The sequence below is a fragment of the Leucobacter sp. UT-8R-CII-1-4 genome (genome assembly GCF_030010235.1).
Lineage (GTDB): Bacteria > Actinomycetota > Actinomycetes > Actinomycetales > Microbacteriaceae > Leucobacter.
Genome location: NZ_JASCRS010000002.1, coordinates 372322 through 398503 on the forward strand (window position 1 = coordinate 372322; position 26182 = coordinate 398503).

A 26182-nucleotide genomic window follows, 5' to 3' on the forward strand; every position below is an offset into this window, starting at 1 on the left:
CCAGGGCTTCCCATTGCGCTAGCGGTCTTCGGCACCTCAGCTTCGCGGCCGCAATCTGGTAAGCGGCAGAACCGGAGCCGGGATCGGCGCTCGCTGCCCCTCAGGAAACTCACCATACAGCGGTAGTTTGCCGGAGTCTTCGTGATCCACCGCCTCAAAACCGAGTTCGGCCTGGTACCGGCGACGAAACTCGACGATCTCTTCGTGGGTTCTGCCGATGAAGTTCCACCACATGATGATTTCTTCACCAAAGGGCACCCCACCGAGCAGGATCACGCGACCGCCGTGTTCGCCGGCGCTCAACACAATCGTGTCGGAGCCAGTCGGCACGAAACCCAATGAACGGTGTTCAATCGCGGTACCGTTCAGAGTGAGGCCGTGGGATTCGGCAAGCACTCCGTGCTCAAAGTCCCGACGAACGGGGATGCTCACGGTTGCCCCCGGTTCAAGAATTAGCTCAGCACCGAGCATCGCGGTAGTTTTTGTCTCAACCGGCGAAACCGAACCGAGTAGCTCGCCGATAAACACACTCGCACTCATACCCGGCACTGTGACCGGCTCAGGCACATAGTGTTCGAAGCCATTGTCATCAAACCTGGTGGCATCGGGCAGCGCATACCAAAGCTGCACACCGTGCAGCACATCGGTGTCTGGGGTGCTGATTTCCTGGTGAGTAATTCCGCGCCCAGCCAGCATCAGGTTCAACTCACCCGGACGCACCTGGGCCGCGACACCACCCGAATCAAGATGATCGATACCCCCTGCGAAAAGCCACGAAACGGTTGCAAGACCTGTGTGCGGGTGCCGGGCGACTTTCATGCCGCCAGTATCAGAAACGTCGTCCGGGCCATAGTGGTCCAAGAAGCACCAGGCGCCAACGAACGAGCGGCCACGCTGCGGCAGGGTGCGGTACACGGTCATTGCGCGCAAACCGCCAAGTGGCACAAGCCTCGGGTCGAGTACCTCCACCGATTCGCAGGGCATGCCCTCGGCAAGTACGGTTTCGATCGGCTGCGAATCAAGATTGCTCATTTGCCCATTCCCCCTGCTCTCGCACACACGCGAGTAAGAAGTTGATGAGGCCACGATACCGCGCCCGCCGAGAGGCGCACTCAGCTACGTGTCAGGCGAGGACGGGGGCCTCCCAGGGCGGGAACCGAGGTAGCCCTGGGCGGGAGCCAGGGGTTCCGCCCAAACCGCCGCCCAGTTACGAGACAGCTATGGTTCAAAACGCGCACGGCGATAGGATCATGCCATGCATCGCCTTTCGCCATTTTCGCTGCTACGCACAAGTTTTCGAACAGTGCGGCACGCCTGGCTTCCGCTTGTCACAGTCATGTTGGCGTTCCAACTGGCCATGCTTATGCTGGTCAGTCCGCTCCTCGCGTGGATCTTCCGCGAGGCGCTGCGCGCAAACGGCATGCTCGCCCTAGACTTCAGCGCACTCCATTTCAACGGCACAATCGGCATCACACTCGCGCTGATTGTGGTGATCATGCTGCTCGCCTTCTGGATCGCCTCGCTGCAATTCATTGTGCTGATGCTTATGCTTCGTCGCGCATACAACGCCGAAGCAGTAACGGCGCGGACGATCCTTGCCGATGTGAAAACCACCATGCGAAAGCTGATTCGCCCGTCTTCGCTGCCGCTGTTCTTTTACCTCTTTTTCATTTTGCCGCTGAGCGGGTTCGGCTTCGCTTCAACGCTTTCACAGGGCATCGCCGTACCGAGTTTCATTTCTGGCGAGCTCATGAAAAGCCCAACCAGCGCAGCCATTTGGACGGGCTTCCTGGTGCTGCTCGCACTGCTCAACCTGCGCTACGCACTCAGCCTGCCAATTTTTGTGCTGAGCCGGGCGACAGGGGGCAAAGCTATGCGCCAGAGCTGGCGCCTCACCAGAGGTTGGGCAGCACTGCGGCTCGCCCTTGCCACACTGATCGTGCTGTTTATTGCGGGCACGGCGACTCTCGCGCTCACCGTGATCGCGATACTGCCGACGGCACTCAGCGATGAAGTCCTGCCAGCTGCCTCGCCAGCGATTGCAGCATTTAGCCTTGGCGTAGCGCAACTGGCTGGCCTGCTACTCACCGGCTTTGTGGTTTCTTGGCTCGGTGCAGTGCTACTGGTGCTAGTTTTTCAGCGCGAGGATCAGCTGGCCCCCGAACTACGACCACTCAACGGCTCTGCGGCCATCAACGAAACCGCCCCGCTCAAGCCAGCCGCACCGATCGGCCACCGCCGTCGCATTGCCGGCCTATTCGCTGGCGCTGCCGTGCTGGCAATGGGATTAGGCTTCTTCCACCTCGGCACCATGCAGCAACTATCGCAGCACCCGAACACTCTTGTGCTTGGACACCGAGGCTTTAGCGACGGCGGTGCAGAGAACACTCTTTCAGGGCTTGAAGCGGCCGTCGCCGCGAACGCAGACCTCGTCGAGATAGACGTGATGCAAACCGCCGACAAGAAGTTTGTGGTCATGCATGATGCCTCGCTAAGCCGGCTGGCCGGCCGCGATGTGAAAGTGAAAGACCTCACTCTCGACGAACTCACCGCCATTACTGTGCGAGACCAATTCGGTCACACCGACAAAATCCCGAGCCTTGAGCAGTACATCGCCCGCGCGCAAGAACTCGAAATGCCGCTTCTCATTGAAGTAAAATCGGGCGGCCTCGATACACCAGATCGAGTAGCGCTTCTCGTCGACGAGCTTGAAACGCTCGACGCCATGCAGCAGAACATCTTTCACACACTAGACAAGCCCGTAGTACAAGAGCTGAAGACGCTGCGCCCAGATGCCACCGTTGGCTACATTCTCGCCTTTGCCGGCGTAGATATTCCACAGACCGACGCCGATTTTGTTGTCGTCGAGCAGTGGTCCGCAACGCAGGCGATGCAAGACGCCGCCTACCACTCGGGCTACGCCTTCTTCAGCTGGACAGTAAACGACGACGCCGGGATTCGTGAACTGCTGCGTCGTGACGCCGACGGCATCATTACTGACCATCCCGACACCGCCGTCGATGCGCGAGAAGAGATGCAGCAAGAAACCGGCCTCGCTGGCACACTCGTAGATGCGATGACCCGATTCGTCGTGGTTTTCTAAGACACTGTAGACACAAAAGAGGGGCCGTATCCTTTGGACACGGCCCCTCTTTTGTTCGGGTTCTGAATTAGTGCCAGAACACCGCGAGGATCACGTTGAGCACTGCGAGGCCGCCAATGGAGCCGAGCACCGCTGGGCTGACACTCTGCTTCTTCTTGTTCACGAGAGCGAGCACGAGCATCACAATGAGCACCAGCGTCTTCACGCCGATCTTCATGTTGTTTGGCTCAAGATCGCGGGCGTACATCATGCCAACCAGGCCAAGGCCGGTTACCAGCATGAGCAACGAACTGTGCAGAATTGCGCCGTTAATCTTTGCGGCGCCCTCCTTCACCTTTGGCATCTGCATCATGACACCGGCCAAGATTCCCGCGAAGCCGATAATGTGCAGCACCACGAGTACATTCCTCAGAATTTCCATGCTCACAGCCTATCTTCAGTCCCTCAAAATCTGCCGCTAGCTGTCCAGAACCGGCGTTGCACTTTGCAAAGCCTGCTGCTACCGCGACCCAACTCACTCATTCCTAGTGGAAGAAGTGACGCTCACCGGTGAAGTACATAGTCACACCAGCGGCCTCAGCCGCCGCAATGACCTCTTCGTCGCGAACCGAGCCACCGGGCTGCACTACCGCGCGAACACCCGCATCGAGCAGCACCTGCAGACCATCCGCAAATGGGAAGAATGCGTCTGAGGCTGCCACAGCACCCTTTGCGCGATCCCCCGCACGAGAAACCGCGAGGCGGCACGAGTCGACACGGTTCACCTGACCCATGCCGACGCCAACCGAAGCACCCTCGGAAGTAAGCAGAATGCCGTTCGACTTCACCGCGCGGCACGAACGCCATGCAAACTCAAGCTCGGCAAGAGTCTCAGCGTCGGCAGCCTGGCCCGCAGCGAGAGTCCACTCAGACACTGGGGCGAATGAGCGATCGGCATCCTGTAGCAAGAAACCTCCCGACACCTGACGCAGCTCAACCGGGTTCTGCGTGAAATCAGCTGGCAGCACGAGCAGTCGCACGTTCTTTTTCTTCGTGAGGATCTCAACCGCCTCGGGCGCGAAGCTAGGCGCCACGATAACCTCTGTGAAAATCTCTGCAACCGTCGCCGCCATCGCAGCGGTAATCTCGCGGTTGGCCGCGATCACGCCGCCGAAAGCCGAAACTGGGTCGCAAGCGTGTGCCAGCTCGTGGGCGGCAGCGATTGGATCGGCTGCACCCTCAGGCGCAACAGCGATACCGCAGGGGTTCGCGTGCTTGATGATTGCGACCGCTGGGCGCTCGTGATCGAATGCGGCGCGCACTGCTGCGTCGGCGTCAACATAGTTGTTGTACGACATTTCTTTGCCATGCAACTGGGTTGCCTGCGCAATGCCTGCGCCCTCGTTCTCGGTGAAAAGCGCTGCGCGCTGGTGGCTATTCTCGCCATAGCGCAGCACCGACTCGCGCAGACCGAAGATTTCATACCCAACGTACGCCTCGGCTTTTTCGAAAATGGCGTCTACCGACTCTTCGGCCTCGATATCGGCGTCAACCGGAGCGGCACCCCACTCGATGTCCTCCTGATCGAGGAACCAGTTCGCAACTGCAGCATCGTACTGAGCGGTGTGCACAAAGGCTTCGGTTGCCAGTGACCGGCGCAGAGCGAGCGTGGTACCGCCCGCGTTTACTGCTTCAATAACCTCAGCGTAGCGAGCTGGCGACACCACAATCGCTGCGTTTGCATGGTTCTTCGCTGTTGCGCGAACCATCGCCGGGCCACCGATGTCAACATTTTCGATCACGTCGGCTACTGGCTTGCCAGCTGCAACGGTCTGCTCGAATGGGTACAGGTTCACGACTACAAGCTCAAACGGAGCGAAACCGAGCTCGTCCAACTGCTTGCGGTGATCGGCAAGGCGCAGGTCGGCGAGCAGGCCCGAGTGCACTGCTGGGTGCAGCGTCTTTACGCGACCGTCGAGCGCCTCGGCGAATCCGGTGACCTCAGCGACGTCGGTGACCTGGTGGCCTGCGTCACGAATAGTCGCTGCGGTTGAACCGGTCGATACGATTTCAACGCCAGCAGCGTCGAGAGCTGCGGCGAGGTCGAGCAGGCCGCTCTTGTCACTCACCGAAATCAGGGCGCGGCGCACCTGAATGGTGTCGCGATGCTCATACATGCTGGGATCGTGGCTTTGGACTGACATGTGTGGGGGCTCCTAGTGAGTCGTTTCAGGTTGTCCGGTGGCACGCAGCACTAATCGGCTGCGGGGCTTGTACCAAGCTGCAGATCACCGGTCGCAATATCGCGAACGGTATCTACCAGCAGCGGTCGTTCGATCTGCTTGATTCGTTCATGCAGGTCTTCTTCGCTCTCGCCATCGAGAATCGTAAGGCTGCGGTTACGCAGCACAGGGCCGGTGTCAACGCCCTCGTCAATAATGTGCACCGTGACGCCTGTCTCAGTGGCGCCTGCTGCGAGCGCGTCACGTACGGCGTGCGCTCCAGGGTACAGCGGCAAAAGAGCAGGATGCGTGTTGATCAGGCGCGGAGAGAATTCGCGAACGAAGTCGGCCGGCAGCACCCGCATGAGACCTGCGCTCACGACGAGGTCTGGCTCATACTCGCGAATGCCCGCAGCAAACGCTTCACCCCAGGCGGCACGGTCTTCGTAGTCGCGCGGGCGCACAATAAAGGCAGGGATGCCTGCTTCGCGGGCGTATTCGAGACCGCTTGCGTCGGTGTCACTCCCCACGGCAACTATCTGCGCCGGGTAGGCGGAGTCGGCGGCGGCATCGAGCAACGCTTTGAGGTTGCTTCCTCCGCCAGAGATCAAGACCACGACCTTTAGCACCCGAACAGTCTACCTGCTCGGGCACCGAGGTCTGCGCCAATTGTCTAGCATTGGGGCGCCCGTAATAGCTGGGCGCCCCAGGATGGTTAGGCGTTCCGCTCGCGGCGGCGAGCCGCGTAGATCAGCGCACCGGCTGCGAGCAGCAGGGCTCCCGCACCGAGGACAATGGGCAGCGGGCTGGCCCCACCCGTGTTGCTGAGCCCGTTCGGTTTGCCTCCACTGCCTGAGTCACCGTTTACAGAGATGGTCACTTGCACGGTGGCCGACGCTTTCAGCATGCCCTGCGACTCCGGCACAAATTGCACGTCAATTTCATGCTTGCCCTTTGCCAGTGCGGGCAGGGTCACCTCGGCTGCACCGTTCTCAACCATGACGGGGTCGCCGAGAGGTTCTCCGCCGACAAACGCCTGCACATACCCGTCGACAGGTGCTCCGGCGGGCACATTTGGCGATTGCGCCGAACGTTCCGCTAGCGGGGCGATGTTCTGTCCGGCGACTGTTTGAGCTGTCAGGCTGAAGCTCACTTGCTCGTTTGCTTTGCCGTCAAGTTCGGTCGCCGATGGTGTCAACACTGTTTCGATGCCACGAACTGTGAGCTCGGTTTCGTCACTTGAAGAGGTGGCAAAACCCGGAGCTGGCACGAATCGTGCCGACACCTGGTGCACGCCGAGGGTAAGGTCGCTGAGTTCGATCAGATACTGTGCCTCACCGTTTTCAGTGTCTTCGTCGCCGTCCATTCCGGCAGGTACCGAATCGATCACTTCACCGTCAAAGAGAATCTCGATCGCTCCGCGCGGATCCGGCGCAAATTCGCCGCCCTGCTTTTTCACGGTCGCTGTCATCAGCACCGGCTCGTCTGCGCGTACTTCGGAATCAACGACCTCAAGCGAGGTGACTGTCGGCACGTCAACGATTGAAATTGGGAAGTCGTCCGAGAGTGAGGCTTCATAATTACCTGAGTTGCCACCGTGATACGCAATGCTGAGCGCGCTTGTTCCGATTGGCACAGTAACGTCTGCGAATGAGACTGCGCCGGCCCCGATACTGCTGCTTGCAATTGTTTCACCGTCGGCTAGCAGGACGGCTTCACCACCTGGGGATTCGCTCGAGGTGCTCGACACAGTGCCATTGACTGTGACCGGCGCGTACGCCTCAATCATTTGTGGTTCTGCGCCTTTACCTGCACCGTTCACCAGCACGATCTCGGTACTCGTTGTTGCCTTTGCAATGTTCACAATGAGTGGTTCACTTTGCGAGGGCAATGCGCTCGCCTGCTGCGGATCCGCGGAGCGGATGCCTGGGAATTTCGCCACGATACTGTGCTCGCCTGCTGAGAGTGTTGACGTATGGGGCCACAATGTGACGAGCTCGTCTGTACCGGACCAAAGCAGCGGGTAGTCGCCGTATACCGCTTCGCCGTCAATTTCAAAGTTCACTCGCGGTGCCGCAAGCGCGACTGGTCCGTCAAGTCGAACCTTCGCACCAAACATCGCGAGGTCGCCATAGGCTATCGGTGAGTTTTCCAGGTGAATTGTGGTTTCGGTGGTCACGTCGCTCGGGTCCACGGGTTGTGGTTCTGGCGCTGGATCAACCACAGTCACCTGAACCGTTGCCGAAGAGTGGGTTGAAGTTTCTTTGTAGTAATACTGTTCGTGTACGGGTCTGAAGTCTGCCCGATAGGTGAATGTGCCGGCTGTCGTTGCTGGCACATTGAAGGTGTAGTCGCCACTCGTTGCGTGGTAGTCGATGCGCTGTTTCGCACCGTCGAGGTAGAGGTCAATCATGCCGTCGAGCATTTTTTGGCCCGGACGGTTGTCATTGGTCCGCACTCGCACCGGAATATTTTGCCCGACTTCAACCTGGGTTGGCGCAGTTGCCGTCGTCGAACTCGTGAGTGGAATAAAGATCTTGGCACTGTTTCGCTCGGCGAGTGGCCCCTGATACACGTGAATGTCTTCTGGCCAGTACGCTTCGCTGTCGTAGGAGACGCCGGGAACTGTTGTGGTGATCCAGCTCATGCCTGCCCCGCCACCGGAGCCAGCAGAGAAGTGTGCGAATTTCCGTCCGGCTCCGCCACCGGTGCCGCTCGCTGGCCAGCCGCCACCACCGGCACCGCCGCCGCCACCGACGGTTCCCGTGCCAGCGCTGCCACCATTGGTACCTGGTTTATGAAAGGTGACCATCTTGGGGTCGTTTACACCGTTTTTCCCAACAGCGCCCGGGGTGGACCCGCCGCCAGCGGTGGGGTGGCTTTTGTACGACTCTGGAACTCCACGTGAGTTGCCGCCGCTCGTGCCGCCCGGAATGTATTTGAAGGTGCTATCGCCTCTGCGAGCACTGTTGTAACCACCAGCAGCTTCGAATGCGGTCACGAGGGTCCATAGTGCGCCCTTGATTGTCGGTGACGAGGTTGCCCCGCCACCGCCGCCACCGCCGCCGGCGACTGCGATCAATTCGCCATTCAGCTTTACCGCGCCGGCACCTCCGCCGCCGCCGCCGTGCTGTCCGATCAGGCTGCCTTTTCCGCCGTCGCCGCCCTTCATGAAGCCGGCACCGCCTTCACGACTATCGACTTTGCCGTGCGCGTTTTGGCCTGCGTAGACGGTCAGCACGTCTCCGCCTTTGACCTGCACGTTCACAGCGAAGTTCGCACCCGCGCTGCCGGTCCGAATGTCCCCGTCTCCGCCATCACCGCCGCGAATGCCTACGCTCACTTCGGTTATGCCTTCTGGCACTACCCAATCGGTGCCGTTTGGGCTGGTAAAAACGTAGCTTTGCTGGTCGGGTCGGGCCGCGTTCGCGGGTGCGGTTCCGGAGACCAGACCTATTCCGCTAAGCGCAATCGCCGCCGCGGCGAGTATTCCGATTGGGCGGCCAAAACTGCGCCGTGGCACCGCGGGAGTACCGTTGGCGCGCGAAAGAGTTGTTTCCATCCGCCCATAGTATTTTTCAGAGAGGCGAAGTAAACCTGAAAAATGGGGGCTCTGCGCGGATTGCGCCCGCTGTGCGCAAAGTGCACAAACCAAGCAGAATCACGCAGATATTTTGCACACTTGATCTGCAAATTCCCAAGGCTTGTGTGCCGCGAAATGAGCGAGCTCTTGCGCCGCCCACTCATCCCAATGCGGAGCAAAAATATCGCCGTCTCGGGCCAGCGCTCGCTCTCGTCGCAACCGATCGTCACACTCAAGCCAGAGCGTCTTCACCACCGCTTCAACCGTCGCACTTGGTCGACCTGCAGCCGACCACACCTTCGCCTGCCGTTCCGCGACTCGCTGCGCCCAACGGAGCGCCGCCGCTTGATTCGCAACGGTAAGCGCGCCACAGCCCTCAACGATCAGCGGTGTTGTCAGATCGAGCTCGGTCCACTCATCTTCAAATGCCCCAGCCGCCCAGTCATATCGCTGATAGCGACCCAAATCGAGCGCGCTCACCACAGATTCCGAACCTTCAGCCAAGCCACCCCAACCCGGGTACAGCAGGTCAAGGTGCAAAAGTTGAGCACCAGATTCAGCCAATTGCTTCGCCAAATATGTTTTCCCAGAGCCGCTTCTCCCGTCGATGAGCAACACGGCCAGCCCCTCGGTCAGGCTTCTCAGTTCGTTCACGAGGCAAGCGTTCCCATGCTCATGGCAATAACCCGGTCGGCGATTGTGTCGGCTTCATCGTGGTCATGAGTGACGAGGATCGCGGTAGTGCCGGTCTCGCGAAGCATACGGGCAAGATCAGACGCGAGGCGTTCCCGAAGACTTCGGTCAAGCGCCGAGAGCGGTTCGTCGAGCAACAACAAGCGCGGCCTCGGCGCCAGAGAACGAGCAAGAGCCACCCGCTGACGCTCACCTCCAGAAAGCTCGGTGACTGCCCTCGAACCATAGCCAGGAAGACCTACCAGCCGCAGCAACTCGTCAACACGCTGCGACTTCTCCTCCTTCGAAACGCGCTGAGCGCTCAGGCCATAGGCGACATTTTTCGCCACGCTCATATGAGAAAAGAGCTGCCCATCTTGAAACATCAATCCAAAGCCTCGGCGATGCGGTGCAACCGCTGCGAGACTCTCCCCCGCCCAGTAGATCGCTCCCGACGACAGCGGCTCAAGCCCCGAGATAGCTCGCAGCATGGTTGATTTACCGCAACCGCTCGGCCCAATCAGCGCAACGATCTCACCCTCGGCAACATCAAACGATACGTCGCGCACAGCAGCAGGGACAGACTCGCTCGAACGTTTTGCGAGACCAGCTCGATAATGCACAGTAGCGTTGCGCACAGAAAGTCCATCTCTCGCGGGTTCATTCATGACACCGGCCATTTGATCCTCGCTCATATCTCTGAAGCTACCTCTCCGCGCCAGCGCTCCGCCAGCAACATCACCGCCGCCGTCAATGCGCCCAGCAATACTGCTGCAGCCAATGCCATTCCATAGTTTTCAGCACCCTGCTTCGAAATAAGCTGTGAGACCATGACAGGAAGGGTCTGCGCGCCGGGACGCACCAAGAACGCAGTCGCGCCGAACTCACCAAGCGATGCAGCGAAAGCGAAACCAATGGCAAGCCCAAGCGGTCGGGCCATCACTTTCAGGTCAATCGTGCCCAGCACACGTAGCGGGCCAGCACCGAGCATTGCAGCTGCATCGCGCTGGCGCCCGTCGATCCCCCGCAGCACCGGAAGCAGTGTGCGCACCACGAGTGGCATCGCCACGATCGCCTGCGCTATCGGAATCAGCACAATCGAAGTGCGCAGATCAATACCGATACCAAAGGGCTGATGCATCGTGATCAGCAAACCAAAACCAACCGTCACAGCGGATACGCCAAGCGGCAGCATCACAAAACCGTCAAACGCATCAATCGCTCGGCGAGCGGATCGAGCTCTCGGTTTGCGTGAGGCGACCAGGGCGACACAGACGCCGAGCACAATCGCGATAGTGGTTGCGATGAGGGCAATACCGATGGAGAGCATGGCCGCATCAATCACAGAGCCAGAAAGTTTCGAGCCTGCTGGGGGCGCAAAAAGATTTTTGTAGTTCTGCAGGGTGAATCTGCCGCTACCGTCGCGCAGGGAACGCAGTACCAACGCAAAAATTGGCAGCATGTGAAGCAGCACGGTAGTCGCCGCAAACACCAGCACCGCCGGTAAGTGCACGCGAGAAAACCGCACGGGCTGAGAAGTATCAAAACGCAGTTCATTCGCGCGCTCAAGACCTCGCCGCAACCGGCCAGAAACAACAAGCACCGCAGCAACGATCACAAACTGCACAATCGACAGCGCTGCCGCCGAGTTGAGATCGAGATACTGCACCGTAAGTCGGTAAATCTCTGTCTCAACGTTTGAGAAGCTTCGCCCACCAAGCACCAGCACCACACCAAACGAAGTGGCACAAAACAAAAAGACCAAAGCAGCAGAAGACGCCAGCGCCGGAGCCAAGCGTGGCAGAGTCACCGTGCTGAACACTCGAGCCGGCGAAGCACCAAGCATGCGCGCCGCCTGCTCCACACGACCATCGAGGTTCGCCCAGAATCCACCAACCGTGCGTGCAACCACCGTCACATTGAAAAAACTCAGCGCCAGCACGATGATCAAAAAGCTCTGATCAAGGCCAAGCCAAGCTAGCGGTGCACCCGGGCCAAGCAATGCGGTGAAGGCAACGCCAACCACGACAGTCGGCAGCACAAACGGCACTGTCGCAAGTCCACGGAGCAGATTTCGACCTCGAAACTCAAGGCGGTACAGCACAAACGCTGCAGGTACGCCAAGCACCACGGAAAGGGCTGTGCCGCACACTGCCTGAGCAAAAGTTTGACTGACAACCCGCAGAGTTCGAGGCTCGCTAAAGATCGCCGCGAATTGCGCAAACCCCGACGAGGCTGCGGTGCTGCTCGTGCCACCGATTTCGCCAAAACCTAGGCCTACGGCCATGAGCGAAGCGACCGGCCACAGAAAAAAGATAAGCAAAAAGCAGAGCGGAACGGCCGCCGCGAGACTCCACCAGATTGCGGGCTGCGAGAAGTTCCTTCTTCTCCTACCCCCGGTGTGTACTCGCAGCGCCGCTTCGCCCTGCTTTTCTTGATGCGTCATACGCTCAAGCGATCCTTTGTTCTCGCTACACCAGCGTTACCAACCGGTCGCTGCGCTCCAGTTTTTCAGCCAGGTGTCGCGCCCCTTACCGATTTCAGCGGGGCTGAGGTCATTTGGTGCGCTCGGCATTGGTGCGAATTCAGACCACTCCTCTGGCACAGCAGCCTCGGTGTTTGTCGGGTAGACATACATCGTGTCTGCGATGGTGTTTTGGAACTCGGTCGAAAGCAGGTAGTCAACAACTGCCTGAGCGCCCGCTTGGTTCGAAGCGTTTTGCAGCACGCCCGCATACTCAATCTGCGATGAACAGGTGTCAAGCAACGCCTTGGTGCTGCTTGAAGTGCCATCTTCACTGAGGGTCCAGGCCGGTGATGAACTGTACGAAAGCACAATCGGGAAGGTGCCATCGCCGCCGCCCTGAGTGAACTGGCCGTTGTATGCCTCAGTCCAACCCTGCTCAATTCGCGCGTCATTCGCGGCAAGTTTCGACCAGTAGTCGGCAAAACCAGACTCGCCGAACTTCGCAACGGTACCGATCAAAAACGATGCACCGGTGCTTGAGGTTGAAGGGTCCAGCAGCACCGTGAGGCCGCGATACTTCTCATCTGCCAAATCTTCGTAGCTGCTCGGCTCAGCGATCCCCTTCGCAGCGAACCAGGCCGGGTCGATGTTGATGCAGGTTGCGCTCTGCGTGACAGCCTTCGCACCGGCTTCGCCGCCCTCAATTACGTCTGCGTCAAAAAGGCGCGAGACATACACGTTGTCGACACCGAAGAAGGCGTCTGCCAGAGGTGCGTTCTGAGTGAGCACCAGTTGGCTGGCAAGTTCGCCGCCGTCACCGGCCGCGACGACCTCGACGTTGTATCCGGTTGCAGCGCTTGCGGCAGCCGCGAACTCATCATTTGGGAACGAGTTGTGCACGATCAGGGTGACCGTTTCGCCACCCTTGGTTTCGCCCTCTGGGCTTGGCCCGGCTGTGCAACCGGTGAGTGCGAGCCCGGCGGCTGCGACGAGCGCAATACCGGAAATGAGTGTGCGGGCATGCGTTGACATAGAGTTCCTTCCTCCGCTGGCATGATCCAGATCAGGTGAACGGTCGAAGCTCGCGAGCTTCCTCTCAGCCCGCCGCGCGCGGGCTCCCGTGGATTGCAACGCCAACCATAGCAGTTGCGCTCACGCCTTCGCGAATGAGCGGCTAGTTGCAGCGGCTTTTGGGGTCGAGAGGGCTAGTCACGACCAAGTTTTGAGCGCATGCGTGAGCGCCAATCTGGCTTCTGTCCTGGTTCTTCGGCTTCGTTCGGTGCTGCGTCCCATGAGAAGGCTTGCAGCAGCGGGTCGACCGCGTCTGTCGGCGCTGGGGCCGGCTCAGGCTCGGGTGCTACGTCGGGCTCGGGTGCTACGTCAGGTTCAGGTTCTGGCGCGGGCTCGGGCTCGGGCTCAGCTACCGGCGCTGGATCAGCGACCGCAGTCTCGGCAGCCGATTCCAGGGCCGCCGCATAGTCAGCTTCGAGCGGCTCAATTTCAATCGTCACCTGTTCGTCCGCCGGCTGTTCAGCATTGGTTTCAGGCGAGTGGGGCTCAGCTAGCCCCGGTGCTACCACTCGATCGATCTTGGTCGCAAACAGGTCGCGTAGATTCCATGATCGTTTGCGAGTCGCAGGTTCTGAGGCAATTTCACTGGAATCAATTCTTGGCAGGTAGCTGTGTTCGTCACTATCCAGCGGATCAACTGGCATGGTCTCGGTATAGTCTGCTGGCTCAGCATCAGAGGCCTGCGCGGTTGGGATAGCACGCCAAGCGCTGTTGACCGGGGCGTCGAACTCATGCTGCTGAACCGTCGTGCCCTGCTCGGCAGGTGCCGCTTGCTCTGCGCTTCGTGGTTGGCCACCGAGAGTCACAAGCGCCGACTCGCGCATTTCAGCAACATCAATTCTTCGAGTGAAGACGCCAAGGCTCATGCCGAACGCTAATTCAAGTGCAACCAATCCCCCGGTGAGCCACGGGTGCGCACCCGTCGTTTCCAATCGGCCTGGGCCGATAGCGCCGCTTGCGAGCACACTAAAGAGCGCAACGACGAGGCCCGCCATGATCGAAGCACACACAGGTAGCAGCACCGCAACGAGTGCAGATGCTCGACGGAAGAGTGATCCACCGCCCGCAAACCCGCCAATCACTGTGCCAATCGCCACGATAAGCACCGGGGCGAGAGCGCCGAGCCAGCCCCAGCTATTTGGGATCGCACCCAGCAGTGGAAGGGCTGGCAGCGGGCCAAGCAAGGTATCAAACGGGGTAACGGAGGTGGCTGCGCCAACCGCGAACCCTGCGCCCGAGAACCAGGCGAGGCTCCACACCCAAGCAATAGGCAAAAATGCCAGCTGCGCCAAAAACAGCATGAGTGCGCCAAAAACATCGAGCTGCAGGCTCTGACTGAGCGAAATAATATCGACGTAGCCGACCACAATCGAGATGGTAAAACCGATCGTCGCGAGCACCACTAGCCCGGCAAGAGCAGCCGCGCACAATCGAAATACCTCGGCAGCACGCTCAGGAAACGCAGCAGCACCGTTCGGCGCGACCTTGGCCATCACGCCCTGCATCTCGCGCACAAAGGCAAGCCACCACTCGTCTGAGTCGCGAGCAGCCCTGAGCACAAATGCAAACAGTGCTGGCACTGCAAACACAGCCGCGGGCACCACGACGCGTGCCCACATTGGCCACGCAGACGAACCGCCCGCGAGCATGCCGATCAGAGCAGCAGAGCCAGCAAACCCGAGCACACCGCCAAACACCGTGACAATGCCGATACCCCCGCGACCAGCGGCCCGTTTACCTGAGCGGTATGCGAGCACCGCGGTCAGCAGGGTGAGTGCGAGCGGAGCCAAAGACACAGTGAACGACAGCGCCTCAGGCACAAGCCCAAGCCCGAGTGCCTGCTGCGCTGAAACACTCAGCTGCATCGGCACCAAATGCGTCATTTGCCACAGAGCCGCAACCGTCGCGGCGAGGTGGCTTGGCTCTGCGGCGAGCGCAAAGTCGATCCACCAGATGAGCACCGCTGGCACGCCAATAATGGCGAAAACCGCCAGCGCAATGGCGGCCGCCTCGATAGCGGCAATCACCGCGGACAGAAGTGCTCTCATTGAATTGAAGTCTACCGGTGGCATCCGACATAGGCTTGAAGCATGACGACGCGTTCCCCGTATGAGGCGATGCTTGGTGAGCGTATCGACGAGTTGCACCCCTCACTTCGCCGCTATTTCTCAGCGATCCCTGAGGGGTACATCGGTGTTGGCGAGGGTGTGTTCGCGGAATTTGGCACACCTCGTCGTTGGCTGTGGCCGATCCTGCGCGTGTTGCAATCGCGCGGAGTGCTCTACGCGGGTTTCGCGCGGTCCGCGCGATTTCGAGTCATAAACCGAACCGTAGCAATCGCGGGTAGTGAGTTCGGCGCGGCCGAGGCAAGGCGCGAAATCGACGTGCCCGGAGGAAACTGGACAATGGTTGATTCAGTTATCGTCACGGGCGGCACCGAGTCTGCACCGCCGGGCGTCGTCGACCGACTCGGTGATCCGCACACGGTTTCAGCCCAATTCACCGCAGAGGTCAAAGACGGTGCACTCTCAATGACCAGCATCAAGGCAGGTCTGCGTTGGGGCGGCCTTCGTATTCGATTGCCGCGCTGGTGCGCTCCTGTAGTGCATCTCACTGAGGCCTATGACCCGGTGAGTGGGCTGCAACGGATCACGCTCAGCCTCACCGCACCTATCGTCGGAAAAATCTATGAGTACCGCGGCCACTTCGCGTACGGAATCGTAAAGGAGCACCCCAATGCAGCACAGCAATGAGTTCGGTGAACGCACTGGCAGGGTCGTGATTGGCGGCGCCGGTGGTTTCATGGGTGGCTACTTTGTCGACCGATATCGCTCGCAAGGCCGCGAGGTCGTCACCATTGGCCGCAGTGGTGCCGATCTGCGCTGGGGCGACACTGCTGGCATTGCGGCCGCGGTTGATGGCGCAGAGTTCGTACTGGGTCTCGCAGGTAAGAGTGTGAACTGCCGCTACAGCGAGGCGAATCGCGCCGAAATCTTCAGATCTCGAACAGACACCACGGGTCAGCTCTCGGCAGCAATCGAGTCAGCTGAACGCCCGCCTGCACTGTGGGTGAATTCATCAACAGCGACAATTTATCGACACGCGGTGGATCGCCCAATGACTGAGTCAAGCGGCGAGATTGGCGCGGGGTTCTCTGTTGAGGTGGCGAAAGTTTGGGAACAGGCACTCTTTCGTGATGATCTGCCTAAGACCCGGCGCGTCGCACTGCGCACCGCAATTGTGCTCGGTGACGGCGGCGTGCTCGGGCCGCTAAGAACACTCGCAAAACTCGGTCTTGGCGGCGCACAATACGACGGCAAATGGCCGGTATCCCGAGCGCGAGTTGCCGCCGGAACGGCTCACTACCCCGGAGCGCTAAAGGGTACCCAGCGGTTCAGTTGGGTACACATCGAAGATGTTGCGAGGGTGCTCGACTTTCTCGAAGCCCACCCTGAGCTTTCTGGCGCGATCAATGTCAGTTCACCCAATCCATCAGATAGCAACGGCTTTATGGGCGATGTTCGTCGCGTGCTCGGGGTGCCTTTTGGTCCCCCGATGCCACGGTGGATGCTTGAACTCGGTGCCATTGGTATCCGTACCGAAACTGAACTGGTCTTGAAGAGCCGCTGGGTGCTGCCCGAGCGCCTTGAGCAGGCAGGTTTTGAGTTTGCGCACCCCGAGCTTGAGGCTACGCTGCGCTCGATTTGGTCGTAGCGTTATACCGCCTGCTTCGCCGAGACATTTTCAGCGACGACTCTGCGCAGCTCAAGCACACCAGAGTGGTCATCTCCGCTTCGAGTGCAGAGGTCAACCGTGCACGGTTCTATCCCAAGAATCGGCACATATGAGATGGCTTCGTTCGAGTGGTAGTCGGCGATTGAGGCCGCTGTAATCGCGATGCCAAGACCGGCAGCGACTGTTTGAATCTGCTCGTCCATGTTGTGCACAAGCGGACCCCAACGCACGGGGCGCCCGCTTGGCCGCGGATCCACCGCCCAGTACGAGATCCACTCTGGCGCGGCGCGATCGGTCGACACATGAGTTTCATCGTCGAGCTCATCAATGGTGACGCTCTCACGCTGCGCAAAACGGTGCCCTCGATGCAGCATCACCACTCGCGGTTCAATTGTCACCCGTTCCAGGGTGAGGCCGTCGATGAGCGGCATTGGTGGTCTCACAAACGCAGCATCAACTTCACCCGAAGCGACGGCTGCCAATTGCTCTTGCCAGGAGAGCTGCACAAGCTCAAGCGGAGACTGCAACTTTGATAGCAGAGTTGTTGTAAGGCTGTTTGGTCCACCGTTGATAAACCCGAGTCGCAATACCCGATCTTGACGGCGGCTAAACCGGGCAAGATCAATTGCTGTGTCTTGCGCTTCACGCAATATTCGGTGGGCGTGTGGAAGCAGCGTTTCGCCAGCCCCAGTTGGTCGAACAGGGTGCGCTTCACGGTCGATGAGCCGCATACCCAGCTGCTGTTCAAGACGTCTGATTTGCTGGCTGAGGGCCGGGGCGGTGACGAAGAGGCGCATGGCGGCACGGCCAAAATGCCCCTCATCAATCACGGTGACGAAAGCGTACAGCGCACGAATGCTGAGATCCATTCGAACCGCATCTTCGTAGCTCATGCGTTCCCCCTCATGGCGCGGGCTCCCCTGCCCGATTCCGACCAGCCTATGCCGCTCTTCCCGCTATTGCATCCTGGCGCGTTAAGCATTCCGTTCGCCCGGCAACGATTTCGGACATGTACAGCCAGTTACCTTGCAGCCCAGACTGGCTCTGACATCGCACACCACTGTTCAAGGAGGAACAAATGGCACAGAAACTGGCAATCGTGACCGGTGCCGCAGGGGGCCTTGGCCCCGCGATTGCGACACGTATCGCGGCAGACTTTGACGTAGTTCTGCTGACCGATGTGCACGAGGATCGCCTGCACGAGATCGCATCGAACATTGAGAGCAGCACCAGCGCGAAGGCGTTGGTCGCGGCTTGCGATGTGTCCGACCCAGAGCAGGTAGCCGATCTTTATCGCACTGCCGCAGACGCCGGCAGCCTTCGCGGGCTTGTGAACGCGGCGGGCATCGGCATGTTCACCCCGATGGATGAGATCACTCCCGAACTTTGGGATCGCGTGTTTGCGGTGAACACCCGCGGCGCTTTTCTGATGTCGCAGGAGTTTATGCGCCTTGCAGAAGCACCGGCGGCGATTGTGCACATCTCATCGATTGGCGCACGGGCAGGCAATGACATGCTCGCGCACTACGGCGCGTCGAAAGCAGCTGTGATCGAACTCAGTCATGCCATCGCGCGCGGTTGCGCCCGCACCGGAATCCGCTCAAACACGGTGATGCCGGGTTTCATTTATACCGATATGTGGCGTCACACCGTGGCATATCTGCAAGAAAACGACGAGGCGCTTGCCGGGCTCACCGCCGACCAAGTGTTTGCCGGAATTGTTGATCAGTCGATCCCAATGGGCCGCCCGCAGGAGCCCGAGGATATCGCCGAGGCTGTCGCGTTCTTCCTCAGCGATCGAGCGAAGAACATCACCGGTCAGACGCTGGCCGTTGATGGCGGCGCAATTCTCACCTGATCACAAACTCACCCACACCTGTTCGGCGACCACCCGGCCGCATCACATCGAAAGACTCACACCATGACACTCCCTACCCGCTATCTCGTCATCGGCGCTGGCCCCTCCGGTCTCATCGCCGCGCGAGCGTTCAAGCGCTACGGCATTGATGTTGACATTGTTGAACGTCACACCGGGGCCGGTGGCCTCTGGGACATCAATAACCCGGGCACCCCAATGTACGAAACCTGCAGCATGATTTCCTCACGCACCGCAGGCGGTTTTGTCGGCTACCCGATGTCACCGAATCTGCCGATGTATCCGAGCTGGTCTGATCTGTACCAGTACATCAACGAGTTCGCGCACGCCTACGGGCTCGACGACCTCTGCGAGTTTGGCATCTCGGTCGAGCAGGCCGCCCCGGTCGATAGCGAGGAGGGCCGTTACTGGCAGGTCACTCTCTCAAATGGTGAGACCCGTGAGTACCGCGGTATCTACTCGGCGATCGGCACGCAGTGGCTACCGCAGATGCCAGAGATTGCAGGCCTCGAAAGCTTCACGGGCCGAGCGATTCATGCGAAAGATTACAAGTCGCCAGATGAGTTCCGTGGCAAGCGGGTGCTTGTCGTCGGTGCCGGCAATAGCGGCGTCGATATCGCCTCAGATGCTGCCTTCCATGCGAGCACGGCCTATCTATCGACGAGGCGACCCTACTATTTCTTCCCGAAGCAGATCTTTGGCGTGGCGCTGCCAGATTTTCTTGATGGTCGCGCCCAGATTGAGCAGCGTCCCTGGATGGAAGGGCTTGCGCCCGAGGCATTCATGGACGTGATTCTCTCGACTGTCGGTGATCTTTCGGCGTTTGGCTTGCCAAAACCCGAAGGTCCGATCGGCGAAACGCATCCCGTGGTCAGCAACACAATTCTGCATGCCCTCTCACACGGTTTGATCACCCGGCACCCGAATATCTCGCGTATTGAGGGTGAGACGGTGCACTTTGACAATGGGGCTTCGGTTGAGGTCGACACAATTGTGTTCGCGACCGGGTATCAATTGCACTACGACTTTTTGCCCGAGGGCACGGTCGAGTACCGCAGGGGTCACCCGAAACTGCATCTTGAGACCTTCTTCCCCGGTCAGCCGGGCCTATACAGCGGTGGCACAATTCATGCCGCAATCGGCGCTGGCTGGACGGTCTACGACTACTTTGCGAACTTTGCAGCGGCCGACGCGCACGCAACACTCACCGGCGAGAACGCTGAAAACATGCGCCGATTTGTTGAGGAGTACCGGCCCGACATGAAAGCTGGTTTCCCGTTTGTTGACACCCCTCGCAACGAGAACCAATATGACGCTGGCATGCTGCTCGTGACGATTCCACAGACCGCGCGCGAGGAGTACGGTATCGAACTGCCGAGTGGCTTTGACGATGCCGAGTTCTATGCGGCGCTCCCCCGACGCTAGGCGATCCACTGCTCTGAAGCGCACCGATCCCGTCGAGAACGATAGATAATTACCGGAGGTTTTATCGTTCCCGGCGGGATCGGTGCGTTTGTGCGCAGTGATGACTTGGGCGCGGTTGGGCGTTGATGGTCGGGCCGCAAGTTGTCATCTTTTGGTTATGCGATGGATCGCAAAATGACACTACGATTATTCAGGCACTTGTCTTGCAGTAATGGGTTGAATCTTCACCCCACGAGGCAGGCCGCACTTTCCCCCTTACCCAGAGGAGTCCCCCGTGAAGACCCGCAAGCTTTCAATCTTCTTCGTCACCGCAATTGCAGCCGTAAGCCTCGCAGCTTGCTCGGCAGGCCCAAGCGAAGACAAAGCACCAGCTGACGCCAACACCTCAGCGCCAGCAAGCGAAACCACCGTCAAGCAGGCCTGCCTTGACATGACCGGCCCACTGAACGAGGCCAGCCAGGGCATGACCGAAGCTGCGTCAGCATCGGCAACCAACCCACAGGCTGCGGTTGACGCCTACACCACCCTCGCCGACTCGTTCGCCTCGATCTCGGCATCAAGCGGCAACGCTGAGGTAGCCGACGCTGCAGCTGCAGTTGCTGGCGACTTCACCGCTGCACGCGACGCACTTCAGAAGGTAGTCGATGGCGACCTGAGCGCTGTCAGCGAGGTCACCGAAGCACTCACCCCACTGCAGGCTTCGTACAACGATCTGATGACTCTCTGCACGCAGTAATGCGCGACAGCACAAACTGATTGTGCAACAGAAACGGGGTGGGTGCCATTGGCACCCACCCCGTTTTGCGATCCAACGCTAAAACTTCGAGAGCGTTGTACTGCCGCAGTAACGGCAGTACGGGTTCGCTTGTAAACGCGCTGCGATTACAGCTGTGCGAACACCGTGCGCAGCAGTTCAGCGGTCTCGGTTGGCGTCTTGCCAACCTTCACGCCTGCAGCCTCGAGAGCTTCCTTCTTCGCCTGAGCAGTACCAGCCGAGCCCGAGACGATGGCGCCGGCGTGGCCCATGGTCTTGCCCTCTGGTGCGGTGAAGCCAGCAACGTAGCCGACAACCGGCTTGGTCACGTTTGCCTTGATGAACTCAGCAGCACGCTCCTCAGCGTCACCACCAATCTCACCAATCATGACGATTGCCTTGGTTTCAGGATCAGCTTCGAACGCAGCAAGTGCGTCAATGTGAGTGGTGCCAATAACTGGGTCGCCACCAATACCGATTGCGGTCGAGAAACCAAGATCGCGCAGCTCAAACATCATCTGGTAGGTCAGGGTGCCCGACTTTGACACGAGACCAATTGGTCCCTTGCCAGTGATGGTCGCAGGGGTGATACCTGCGAGCGCCTCACCAGGGGTGATGATGCCTGGGCAGTTCGGCCCGATGATGCGGGTCTTGTTGCCGGTTGCCTTGGCGTGCGCCCAGAGCTCAGCCGAGTCCTTCACTGGCACGCCCTCGGTGATGATCACGAGCAGGCCGATGCCTGCGTCGATCGCTTCAACCGCTGCGTCCTTGGTGAAAGCAGGTGGCACGAACGCAACCGACACGTCAGCGCCAGTAGCAGCCATGGCCTCGCCAACCGATGCGAACACTGGCAGTTCAACGGTCTCGCCAGCGGCGTTCACGTGTGAAACGGTGGTGCCAGCCTTGCGCGCATTCACGCCGCCAACAACCTGGGTACCAGCCGCAAGCATACGAGCGGTGTGCTTGGTGCCCTCGCCGCCGGTGATGCCCTGGACGATGACCTTCGAATCCTTATTCAGGAAGATAGACATTTCTTGTATTCCTTCGAGTTCTTCGCTTAGGCAGCTGCGTGTGCGAGTTCGGCAGCCTTGTCGGCGCCCTCATCCATGGTTGCGGCCTGAATGACCAGCGGGTGTGCCGCCTCGTTCAGGATGCGACGGCCCTCTTCAACGTTGTTGCCGTCAAGGCGCACAACGAGAGGCTTGTTTGCTGCGTCACCAAGCTTGGCGAGTGCACCAACAATGCCGTTTGCGACTGCGTCACACGCGGTGATGCCACCGAAGACGTTCACGAAGACCGACTTGACCTGTGGATCGCCAAGGATCACGTCAAGGCCAGCGGCCATAACCTCAGCCGAAGCACCGCCACCGATGTCGAGGAAGTTTGCTGGCTTCACGTTGCCGTGGTTCTCGCCGGCGTATGCCACAACGTCGAGCGTCGACATGACGAGACCCGCACCGTTACCGATGACACCAACCTCGCCGTCAAGCTTTACGTAGTTGAGGTCCTGCGCCTTAGCCTTTGCCTCGAGTGGGTCTTCAGCTGACTTGTCGGCAAGCGCGTCGTGCTCAGGCTGACGGAACTCAGCGTTCTCATCGAGCGATACCTTGCCGTCGAGAGCAACAATTTCGCCCTCGCCGGTCAGCACGAGTGGGTTTACCTCAACGAGAGTTGCGTCCTCGCCGGTGTACACCTCGTAGAGCTTCTGGAAGACAGGAACAACCTTGCCGATGAGCTCTTCTGGGAAGCGGGCCGCGCGAGCGATCTCCTCTGCCTTGGCTGCGTCGATACCGGTGATGGGATCCACCTCGATACGAGCTAGCGCCTCTGGCTTCTCAACCGCGAGCTGCTCAATTTCCATGCCGCCCTCAACGCTGCACAGCGAGAGGTACGAACGGTTTGCACGGTCAAGCAGCACCGAGAAGTAGAACTCCTCTTTGATGTCTGCGCCGGCAGCAACCATTACACGCTTTACAACGTGACCCTTAATATCAAGGCCGAGGATCGACTGAGCCGCCTCGAATGCCTCGTCTGGGGTCTTAGCGACCTTCACGCCGCCGGCCTTGCCGCGGCCACCGACCTTTACCTGTGCCTTGACGACGACAACGCCGCCAATCTTTTCGGCTGCCGCGCGAACCTCTTCAGGAGTGTCCGCGATGATGCCAGCAAGCACCGGCACCCCATAACGCTCAAAAAGATCTCGTGCCTGGTACTCGTACAGATCCACGTACTGTCCTTTGCTGTTGGTCAGATTGATCCGAGGCAGTAAAAATGTCTCGACGTCGAGAAAAAGTCGACCAATTTCTGAGTCTATCACTGCAATTTTACTGATCCGAACCACTGCACAGGGAGCGAAAGCACCCCACCGCACAAGCCAGCGAATCGGGTCTGGATGAAAGTGGCTGAGCGACAGAGAATGCCGACAATTCTTCACGTTCTCTACAAGATTTGTTGCCTTCGTCTGAGCATCCTGAGACAGATGGCTCGCACCAGGAGACAACACTCTTCGCAAACTCGCAGGGAACCTTGAGCGTTGCACAGGCGTGCGCTCACGATTTTGACGGAGCGCACTTCACTGTTGAGTTAATCGACGTTCGATTCGTCGTCTGCCTCAATCTTCTGAATCGGTGAAAGCTTAATCAGCAGCTTGCGATCACCAACAGAGTCAAACACGGCGTGCGCAATTCGTTTTGAGCCGGCCCCGGTGACTGCCGTTACGCGGCCTTCGCCATAGTCATCGTGACGAATACGGTCGCCCGGGGCAAGTTCGAGATCGCCATTGTCGCGCACACTTGCACCCACCATGTTCGGGAACCCAGTGCCCGAACGCTGCGCTTCTTTCGCGAGGCGCTTGCGCTCGCGCCACTGCTCAAGCGCCGATTGCATACCGCCGCTGGCTGGTTCGCTGACCGCCGCGCTGCCAGAAGACCGGCCGCCCGCGCCAAAAACAACGTTCGAGTCAACCGTTCGCCTAGAGGCGCCTCCACGAGAACCACCGTAGCCGCTGCCACTGTAACCGCCGCCACCGCGTGGCGCGTTCAGCGCTCGCGATTCAGTGCCTCCCCGACCGGTGACCTCGCCAGGCGATTGACGCCAATCAACGAGCGCCTCTGGAATCTCCTGCAGGAAGCGTGAGGGCATAGCGACATTGACATCACCGAAGGTGGATCGGGTGCTCGCGAGCGTCAGGTACAGGCGTTCGCGGGCGCGAGTAATACCGACGTACATCAAACGTCGTTCTTCGCTAATGCCGCCAACCTCATCGACCGACATTTGGTGTGGGATCAGTCCCTCCTCAACACCAGTCAAAAATACGGTGTTGAATTCGAGGCCCTTCGCCGTGTGCAACGTCATGAGCGAGACGGTGCCGCTCTGATCGTCAAGATCGTCTGCGGCTGCAACCAGGCTCACCTCTGTCAAAAACTCGAGCAGGCCGGCCCCAGGATTACGAATGTCGAATTCGCGTGCCACCGAGACGAGCTCTTCAAGGTTCTCAGCTCGAGCCTCGTCTTGTGGATCGCGCTTTGCACGAAGCTTTTCGATCATCTGAGTTTCATCGAGAATCAGCTTCAATACGTCAGCTACCGGAGCTGGTTTTTTCTGAGCGTCTTCTTCTCCCGCGCCTTCGGCGATCGGGTCGGCCCCGCCACCGGCAGCCATCGTTGCAGCTCGCATCAGCAGCTCGCCGAGCTCTCTGACGGTGTCGCGCACCTTTGGCCCGAAGGGAACTTCGTCGGCCCGCACCATTGCGCCGTGGAAAGAAAGCCCATTGCTCTCTTGAAAATGAGCAAGCTGGGCTTCGGCCATTGGCCCAATGCCTCGCTTTGGCACACCAATCAGGCGTGACCACGCGATGGGGTCGTAAGGGTTTGCGAGGCTTGTGAGATAGGCCATCGCATCTTTGATTTCGGCGCGCTCATAAAACTTGGTGCCGCCGAGCACACGATAAGGAATCGCGCCACGGATCAGCAGCTCTTCAAGCGCACGGGTCTGCGAGTTTGTGCGGTAGAACACCGCGATATCACCGTAGGCTGTTCCACCTTGGTGCAGATCTTCAATCTCTTCGGCAACAAAACGAGCTTCATCGTGCTGCGAATACCCGGTAAAACCGATGAGTTTCTCGCCGTCGCCTGAGGTCGTGAAAAGGTTCTTTTCTTGACGGTCAAAGTTGTTGCCGATCACCGCGTTTGCCGCGCTCAGAATGTTTTGAGTCGAGCGATAGTTCTGCTCAAGCTTTACCACCTCAGCACCGTGAAAATCGCGCTCAAATTCGACAATGTTTCGGATGTCTGCGCCACGGAACGCATAAATTGATTGGTCGCTATCACCGACAACCGTCAGCGATGCACCAGGGATTCGGCCGCTCGCATCAAGCTCGCGCTCACGAATGGGAGGCACCAAACGCTCGACCTCTTCGGGTTCAACTCCGCGAGTGAGCTCTCGAATCAACGAGTATTGAGCATGGTTTGTGTCTTGGTACTCATCAACCAGAATGTGCCTAAAGCGGCGCTGGTAGATCGCAGCCACATCAGGGTGCGACCGGAAAAGGTGCACCGTCTGGCCAATCAGGTCGTCAAAGTCAAAGGCATTTGCGCGACGAAGCTGCTGCTCGTACTCATGGAAAATCTCGATGAAGATGCGCTCGCGAGGGTCGCTCTCGTTCGCTGTCGCACGGTAGCTCATCGAGTCTTGCAATTCATTCTTGAGCCGCGAGATCTTTGAGCTGGTGTTTGCCGGGGTGAAACCGTAACTATCAGCCTCGGTGTCTTTAATGATGCGCTTGAGCAGTGCGCGCGAATCGGCTGAGTCGTAAATGGTGAAACCCGAGACATAGCCAAAACGCTCTGATTCCCGACGCAAAATACGCACGCAAGCCGAGTGAAAGGTAGAGATCCACATACCGCTTGCGACATCGCCACCGAGAAGATCTTCGACGCGCTCGCGCATCTCAGCAGCAGCCTTGTTGGTAAAGGTGATCGCAAGGATCTGGCTCGGCCAGGCCTCTTTGTTTCGAATGAGCTGCGCGATACGGTGTGTGAGCACGCGTGTCTTACCAGAACCAGCACCTGCCACAATGAGCAGCGCATCACCGCGCGCCTCGACGGCTCGCTTCTGCTGCGGATTCAGACCAGCCACCAGCGGATCTTCTGCGCTGGCACCTTCACCCTGTCGACCGGCAGCAAAGCCACCGGGCCCGCCAAGCGAGGTCCCGTCAGGAGCAAAAAGTTCGTACTCGTTCATCGCATCCAAGTCTAGGCGTTTGCACTGACACTGATGCCTGCTGCGTTTGGCTCG

General features: G+C 59.3%; 20 protein-coding genes and 1 riboswitch. Of the genes, 6 read left to right on the plus strand and 14 right to left on the minus strand.

Annotated features, from left to right (window positions below; genetic code table 11):
* Positions 1-36: 36 nt before the first annotated feature.
* On the minus strand, positions 37-1032 hold the full coding sequence (locus QBL02_RS06680; protein WP_282725608.1) for a pirin family protein: 996 nt from the start codon (positions 1030-1032) through the stop codon (positions 37-39).
* 223 nt (positions 1033-1255) lie between these two features.
* Here QBL02_RS06680 and QBL02_RS06685 point away from each other — a divergent pair, with 223 nt between their 5' ends.
* Entirely contained in the window at positions 1256-3103 is a 1848-nt protein-coding gene (locus QBL02_RS06685; RefSeq protein ID WP_282725609.1) for a glycerophosphodiester phosphodiesterase, read from the plus strand.
* A gap of 67 nt (positions 3104-3170) precedes the next feature.
* Here the strand turns inward: QBL02_RS06685 and QBL02_RS06690 are convergent, their stop codons facing one another.
* From QBL02_RS06690 to QBL02_RS06730, 9 genes are all read right to left on the minus strand, one after another.
* Entirely contained in the window at positions 3171-3524 is a 354-nt protein-coding gene (locus tag QBL02_RS06690; protein WP_282725610.1) for a hypothetical protein, read from the minus strand.
* A 103-nt stretch (positions 3525-3627) separates the two neighbouring features.
* On the minus strand, positions 3628-5286 hold the full coding sequence (gene purH / locus QBL02_RS06695; RefSeq protein WP_282725611.1) for a bifunctional phosphoribosylaminoimidazolecarboxamide formyltransferase/IMP cyclohydrolase: 1659 nt from the start codon (positions 5284-5286) through the stop codon (positions 3628-3630).
* 50 nt (positions 5287-5336) lie between these two features.
* Complete coding sequence (gene purN, locus QBL02_RS06700) at positions 5337-5933, minus strand: phosphoribosylglycinamide formyltransferase (RefSeq protein WP_282725612.1); 597 nt, start codon at positions 5931-5933, stop codon at positions 5337-5339.
* 86 nt (positions 5934-6019) lie between these two features.
* Positions 6020-8866: a hypothetical protein gene (locus QBL02_RS06705; RefSeq protein WP_282725613.1), complete on the minus strand. Its 2847-nt coding sequence runs from the start codon at positions 8864-8866 to the stop codon at positions 6020-6022.
* 99 nt (positions 8867-8965) lie between these two features.
* Positions 8966-9541, minus strand: a complete 576-nt coding sequence (locus tag QBL02_RS06710; RefSeq protein WP_282725614.1) for a hypothetical protein — start codon at positions 9539-9541, stop codon at positions 8966-8968.
* Positions 9538-10254, minus strand: coding sequence for an ABC transporter ATP-binding protein (locus QBL02_RS06715; RefSeq protein WP_349238636.1), 717 nt, complete (start codon positions 10252-10254; stop codon positions 9538-9540). Before QBL02_RS06715 ends, QBL02_RS06710 begins: the two co-directional genes overlap by 4 nt.
* Positions 10251-12005: an iron ABC transporter permease gene (locus QBL02_RS06720; RefSeq protein ID WP_282725615.1), complete on the minus strand. Its 1755-nt coding sequence runs from the start codon at positions 12003-12005 to the stop codon at positions 10251-10253. The genes QBL02_RS06715 and QBL02_RS06720 overlap by 4 nt, the downstream gene beginning before the upstream one ends.
* A gap of 36 nt (positions 12006-12041) precedes the next feature.
* Positions 12042-13058 carry a thiamine ABC transporter substrate-binding protein gene (locus tag QBL02_RS06725; RefSeq protein WP_282725616.1) on the minus strand — a complete coding sequence of 339 codons (1017 nt, stop codon included), beginning with the start codon at positions 13056-13058 and terminating at the stop codon, positions 12042-12044.
* Positions 13050-13158: riboswitch (TPP riboswitch) on the minus strand. It overlaps the preceding gene by 9 nt.
* Before the next feature lie 73 nt (positions 13159-13231).
* A complete protein-coding gene (locus QBL02_RS06730; protein ID WP_282725617.1) occupies positions 13232-15145 on the minus strand; it encodes a DUF6350 family protein in 1914 nt (637 codons plus the stop codon).
* A gap of 42 nt (positions 15146-15187) precedes the next feature.
* Here QBL02_RS06730 and QBL02_RS06735 point away from each other — a divergent pair, with 42 nt between their 5' ends.
* Positions 15188-15850, plus strand: a complete 663-nt coding sequence (locus QBL02_RS06735; protein ID WP_282725618.1) for a DUF4166 domain-containing protein — start codon at positions 15188-15190, stop codon at positions 15848-15850.
* Positions 15834-16811 carry a DUF1731 domain-containing protein gene (locus QBL02_RS06740; RefSeq protein WP_282725619.1) on the plus strand — a complete coding sequence of 326 codons (978 nt, stop codon included), beginning with the start codon at positions 15834-15836 and terminating at the stop codon, positions 16809-16811. The genes QBL02_RS06735 and QBL02_RS06740 overlap by 17 nt, the downstream gene beginning before the upstream one ends.
* A 2-nt stretch (positions 16812-16813) precedes the next feature.
* Here QBL02_RS06740 and QBL02_RS06745 read toward each other — a convergent pair whose 3' ends face one another.
* On the minus strand, positions 16814-17725 hold the full coding sequence (locus QBL02_RS06745) for a LysR family transcriptional regulator (RefSeq protein ID WP_282725620.1): 912 nt from the start codon (positions 17723-17725) through the stop codon (positions 16814-16816).
* A 185-nt stretch (positions 17726-17910) separates the two neighbouring features.
* Between QBL02_RS06745 and QBL02_RS06750 the strand changes: the two genes are divergently transcribed.
* The 3 genes from QBL02_RS06750 to QBL02_RS06760 all read left to right on the plus strand — a co-directional run bounded on the left by QBL02_RS06750 (position 17911) and on the right by QBL02_RS06760 (position 20869).
* Positions 17911-18690, plus strand: a complete 780-nt coding sequence (locus QBL02_RS06750) for an SDR family NAD(P)-dependent oxidoreductase (RefSeq protein WP_282725621.1) — start codon at positions 17911-17913, stop codon at positions 18688-18690.
* A 63-nt stretch (positions 18691-18753) separates the two neighbouring features.
* Entirely contained in the window at positions 18754-20133 is a 1380-nt protein-coding gene (locus QBL02_RS06755; protein ID WP_282725622.1) for an NAD(P)/FAD-dependent oxidoreductase, read from the plus strand.
* Between the two features lie 274 nt (positions 20134-20407).
* Positions 20408-20869: a hypothetical protein gene (locus QBL02_RS06760; RefSeq protein WP_282725623.1), complete on the plus strand. Its 462-nt coding sequence runs from the start codon at positions 20408-20410 to the stop codon at positions 20867-20869.
* A gap of 146 nt (positions 20870-21015) precedes the next feature.
* Here QBL02_RS06760 and sucD read toward each other — a convergent pair whose 3' ends face one another.
* From sucD to QBL02_RS06775, 3 genes are all read right to left on the minus strand, one after another.
* Positions 21016-21918: a succinate--CoA ligase subunit alpha gene (gene sucD, locus QBL02_RS06765; RefSeq protein WP_282725624.1), complete on the minus strand. Its 903-nt coding sequence runs from the start codon at positions 21916-21918 to the stop codon at positions 21016-21018.
* Positions 21919-21944: 26 nt separating this feature from the next.
* Entirely contained in the window at positions 21945-23114 is a 1170-nt protein-coding gene (gene sucC / locus QBL02_RS06770) for an ADP-forming succinate--CoA ligase subunit beta (RefSeq protein ID WP_282725750.1), read from the minus strand.
* Between the two features lie 356 nt (positions 23115-23470).
* A complete protein-coding gene (locus QBL02_RS06775) occupies positions 23471-26128 on the minus strand; it encodes a UvrD-helicase domain-containing protein (protein WP_282725625.1) in 2658 nt (885 codons plus the stop codon).
* Positions 26129-26182: the final 54 nt, after the last annotated feature.

Coding starts and splice junctions, on each gene's coding strand:
- QBL02_RS06740 (WP_282725619.1), top strand. CDS start 15,834: ATGCAGCACAGCAATGAGTTCGGTGAACGCACTGGCAGGGTCGTGATT.
- QBL02_RS06735 (WP_282725618.1), top strand. CDS start 15,188: ATGACGACGCGTTCCCCGTATGAGGCGATGCTTGGTGAGCGTATCGAC.
- QBL02_RS06680 (WP_282725608.1), bottom strand. CDS start 1,032: ATGAGCAATCTTGATTCGCAGCCGATCGAAACCGTACTTGCCGAGGGC.
- QBL02_RS06745 (WP_282725620.1), bottom strand. CDS start 17,725: ATGAGCTACGAAGATGCGGTTCGAATGGATCTCAGCATTCGTGCGCTG.
- QBL02_RS06720 (WP_282725615.1), bottom strand. CDS start 12,005: ATGACGCATCAAGAAAAGCAGGGCGAAGCGGCGCTGCGAGTACACACC.
- QBL02_RS06725 (WP_282725616.1), bottom strand. CDS start 13,058: ATGTCAACGCATGCCCGCACACTCATTTCCGGTATTGCGCTCGTCGCA.
- purH (WP_282725611.1), bottom strand. CDS start 5,286: ATGTCAGTCCAAAGCCACGATCCCAGCATGTATGAGCATCGCGACACC.
- QBL02_RS06755 (WP_282725622.1), top strand. CDS start 18,754: ATGACACTCCCTACCCGCTATCTCGTCATCGGCGCTGGCCCCTCCGGT.
- QBL02_RS06730 (WP_282725617.1), bottom strand. CDS start 15,145: ATGAGAGCACTTCTGTCCGCGGTGATTGCCGCTATCGAGGCGGCCGCC.
- QBL02_RS06775 (WP_282725625.1), bottom strand. CDS start 26,128: ATGAACGAGTACGAACTTTTTGCTCCTGACGGGACCTCGCTTGGCGGG.
- QBL02_RS06705 (WP_282725613.1), bottom strand. CDS start 8,866: ATGGAAACAACTCTTTCGCGCGCCAACGGTACTCCCGCGGTGCCACGG.
- QBL02_RS06750 (WP_282725621.1), top strand. CDS start 17,911: ATGGCACAGAAACTGGCAATCGTGACCGGTGCCGCAGGGGGCCTTGGC.
- QBL02_RS06690 (WP_282725610.1), bottom strand. CDS start 3,524: ATGGAAATTCTGAGGAATGTACTCGTGGTGCTGCACATTATCGGCTTC.
- QBL02_RS06715 (WP_349238636.1), bottom strand. CDS start 10,254: ATGAGCGAGGATCAAATGGCCGGTGTCATGAATGAACCCGCGAGAGAT.
- QBL02_RS06685 (WP_282725609.1), top strand. CDS start 1,256: ATGCATCGCCTTTCGCCATTTTCGCTGCTACGCACAAGTTTTCGAACA.
- sucD (WP_282725624.1), bottom strand. CDS start 21,918: ATGTCTATCTTCCTGAATAAGGATTCGAAGGTCATCGTCCAGGGCATC.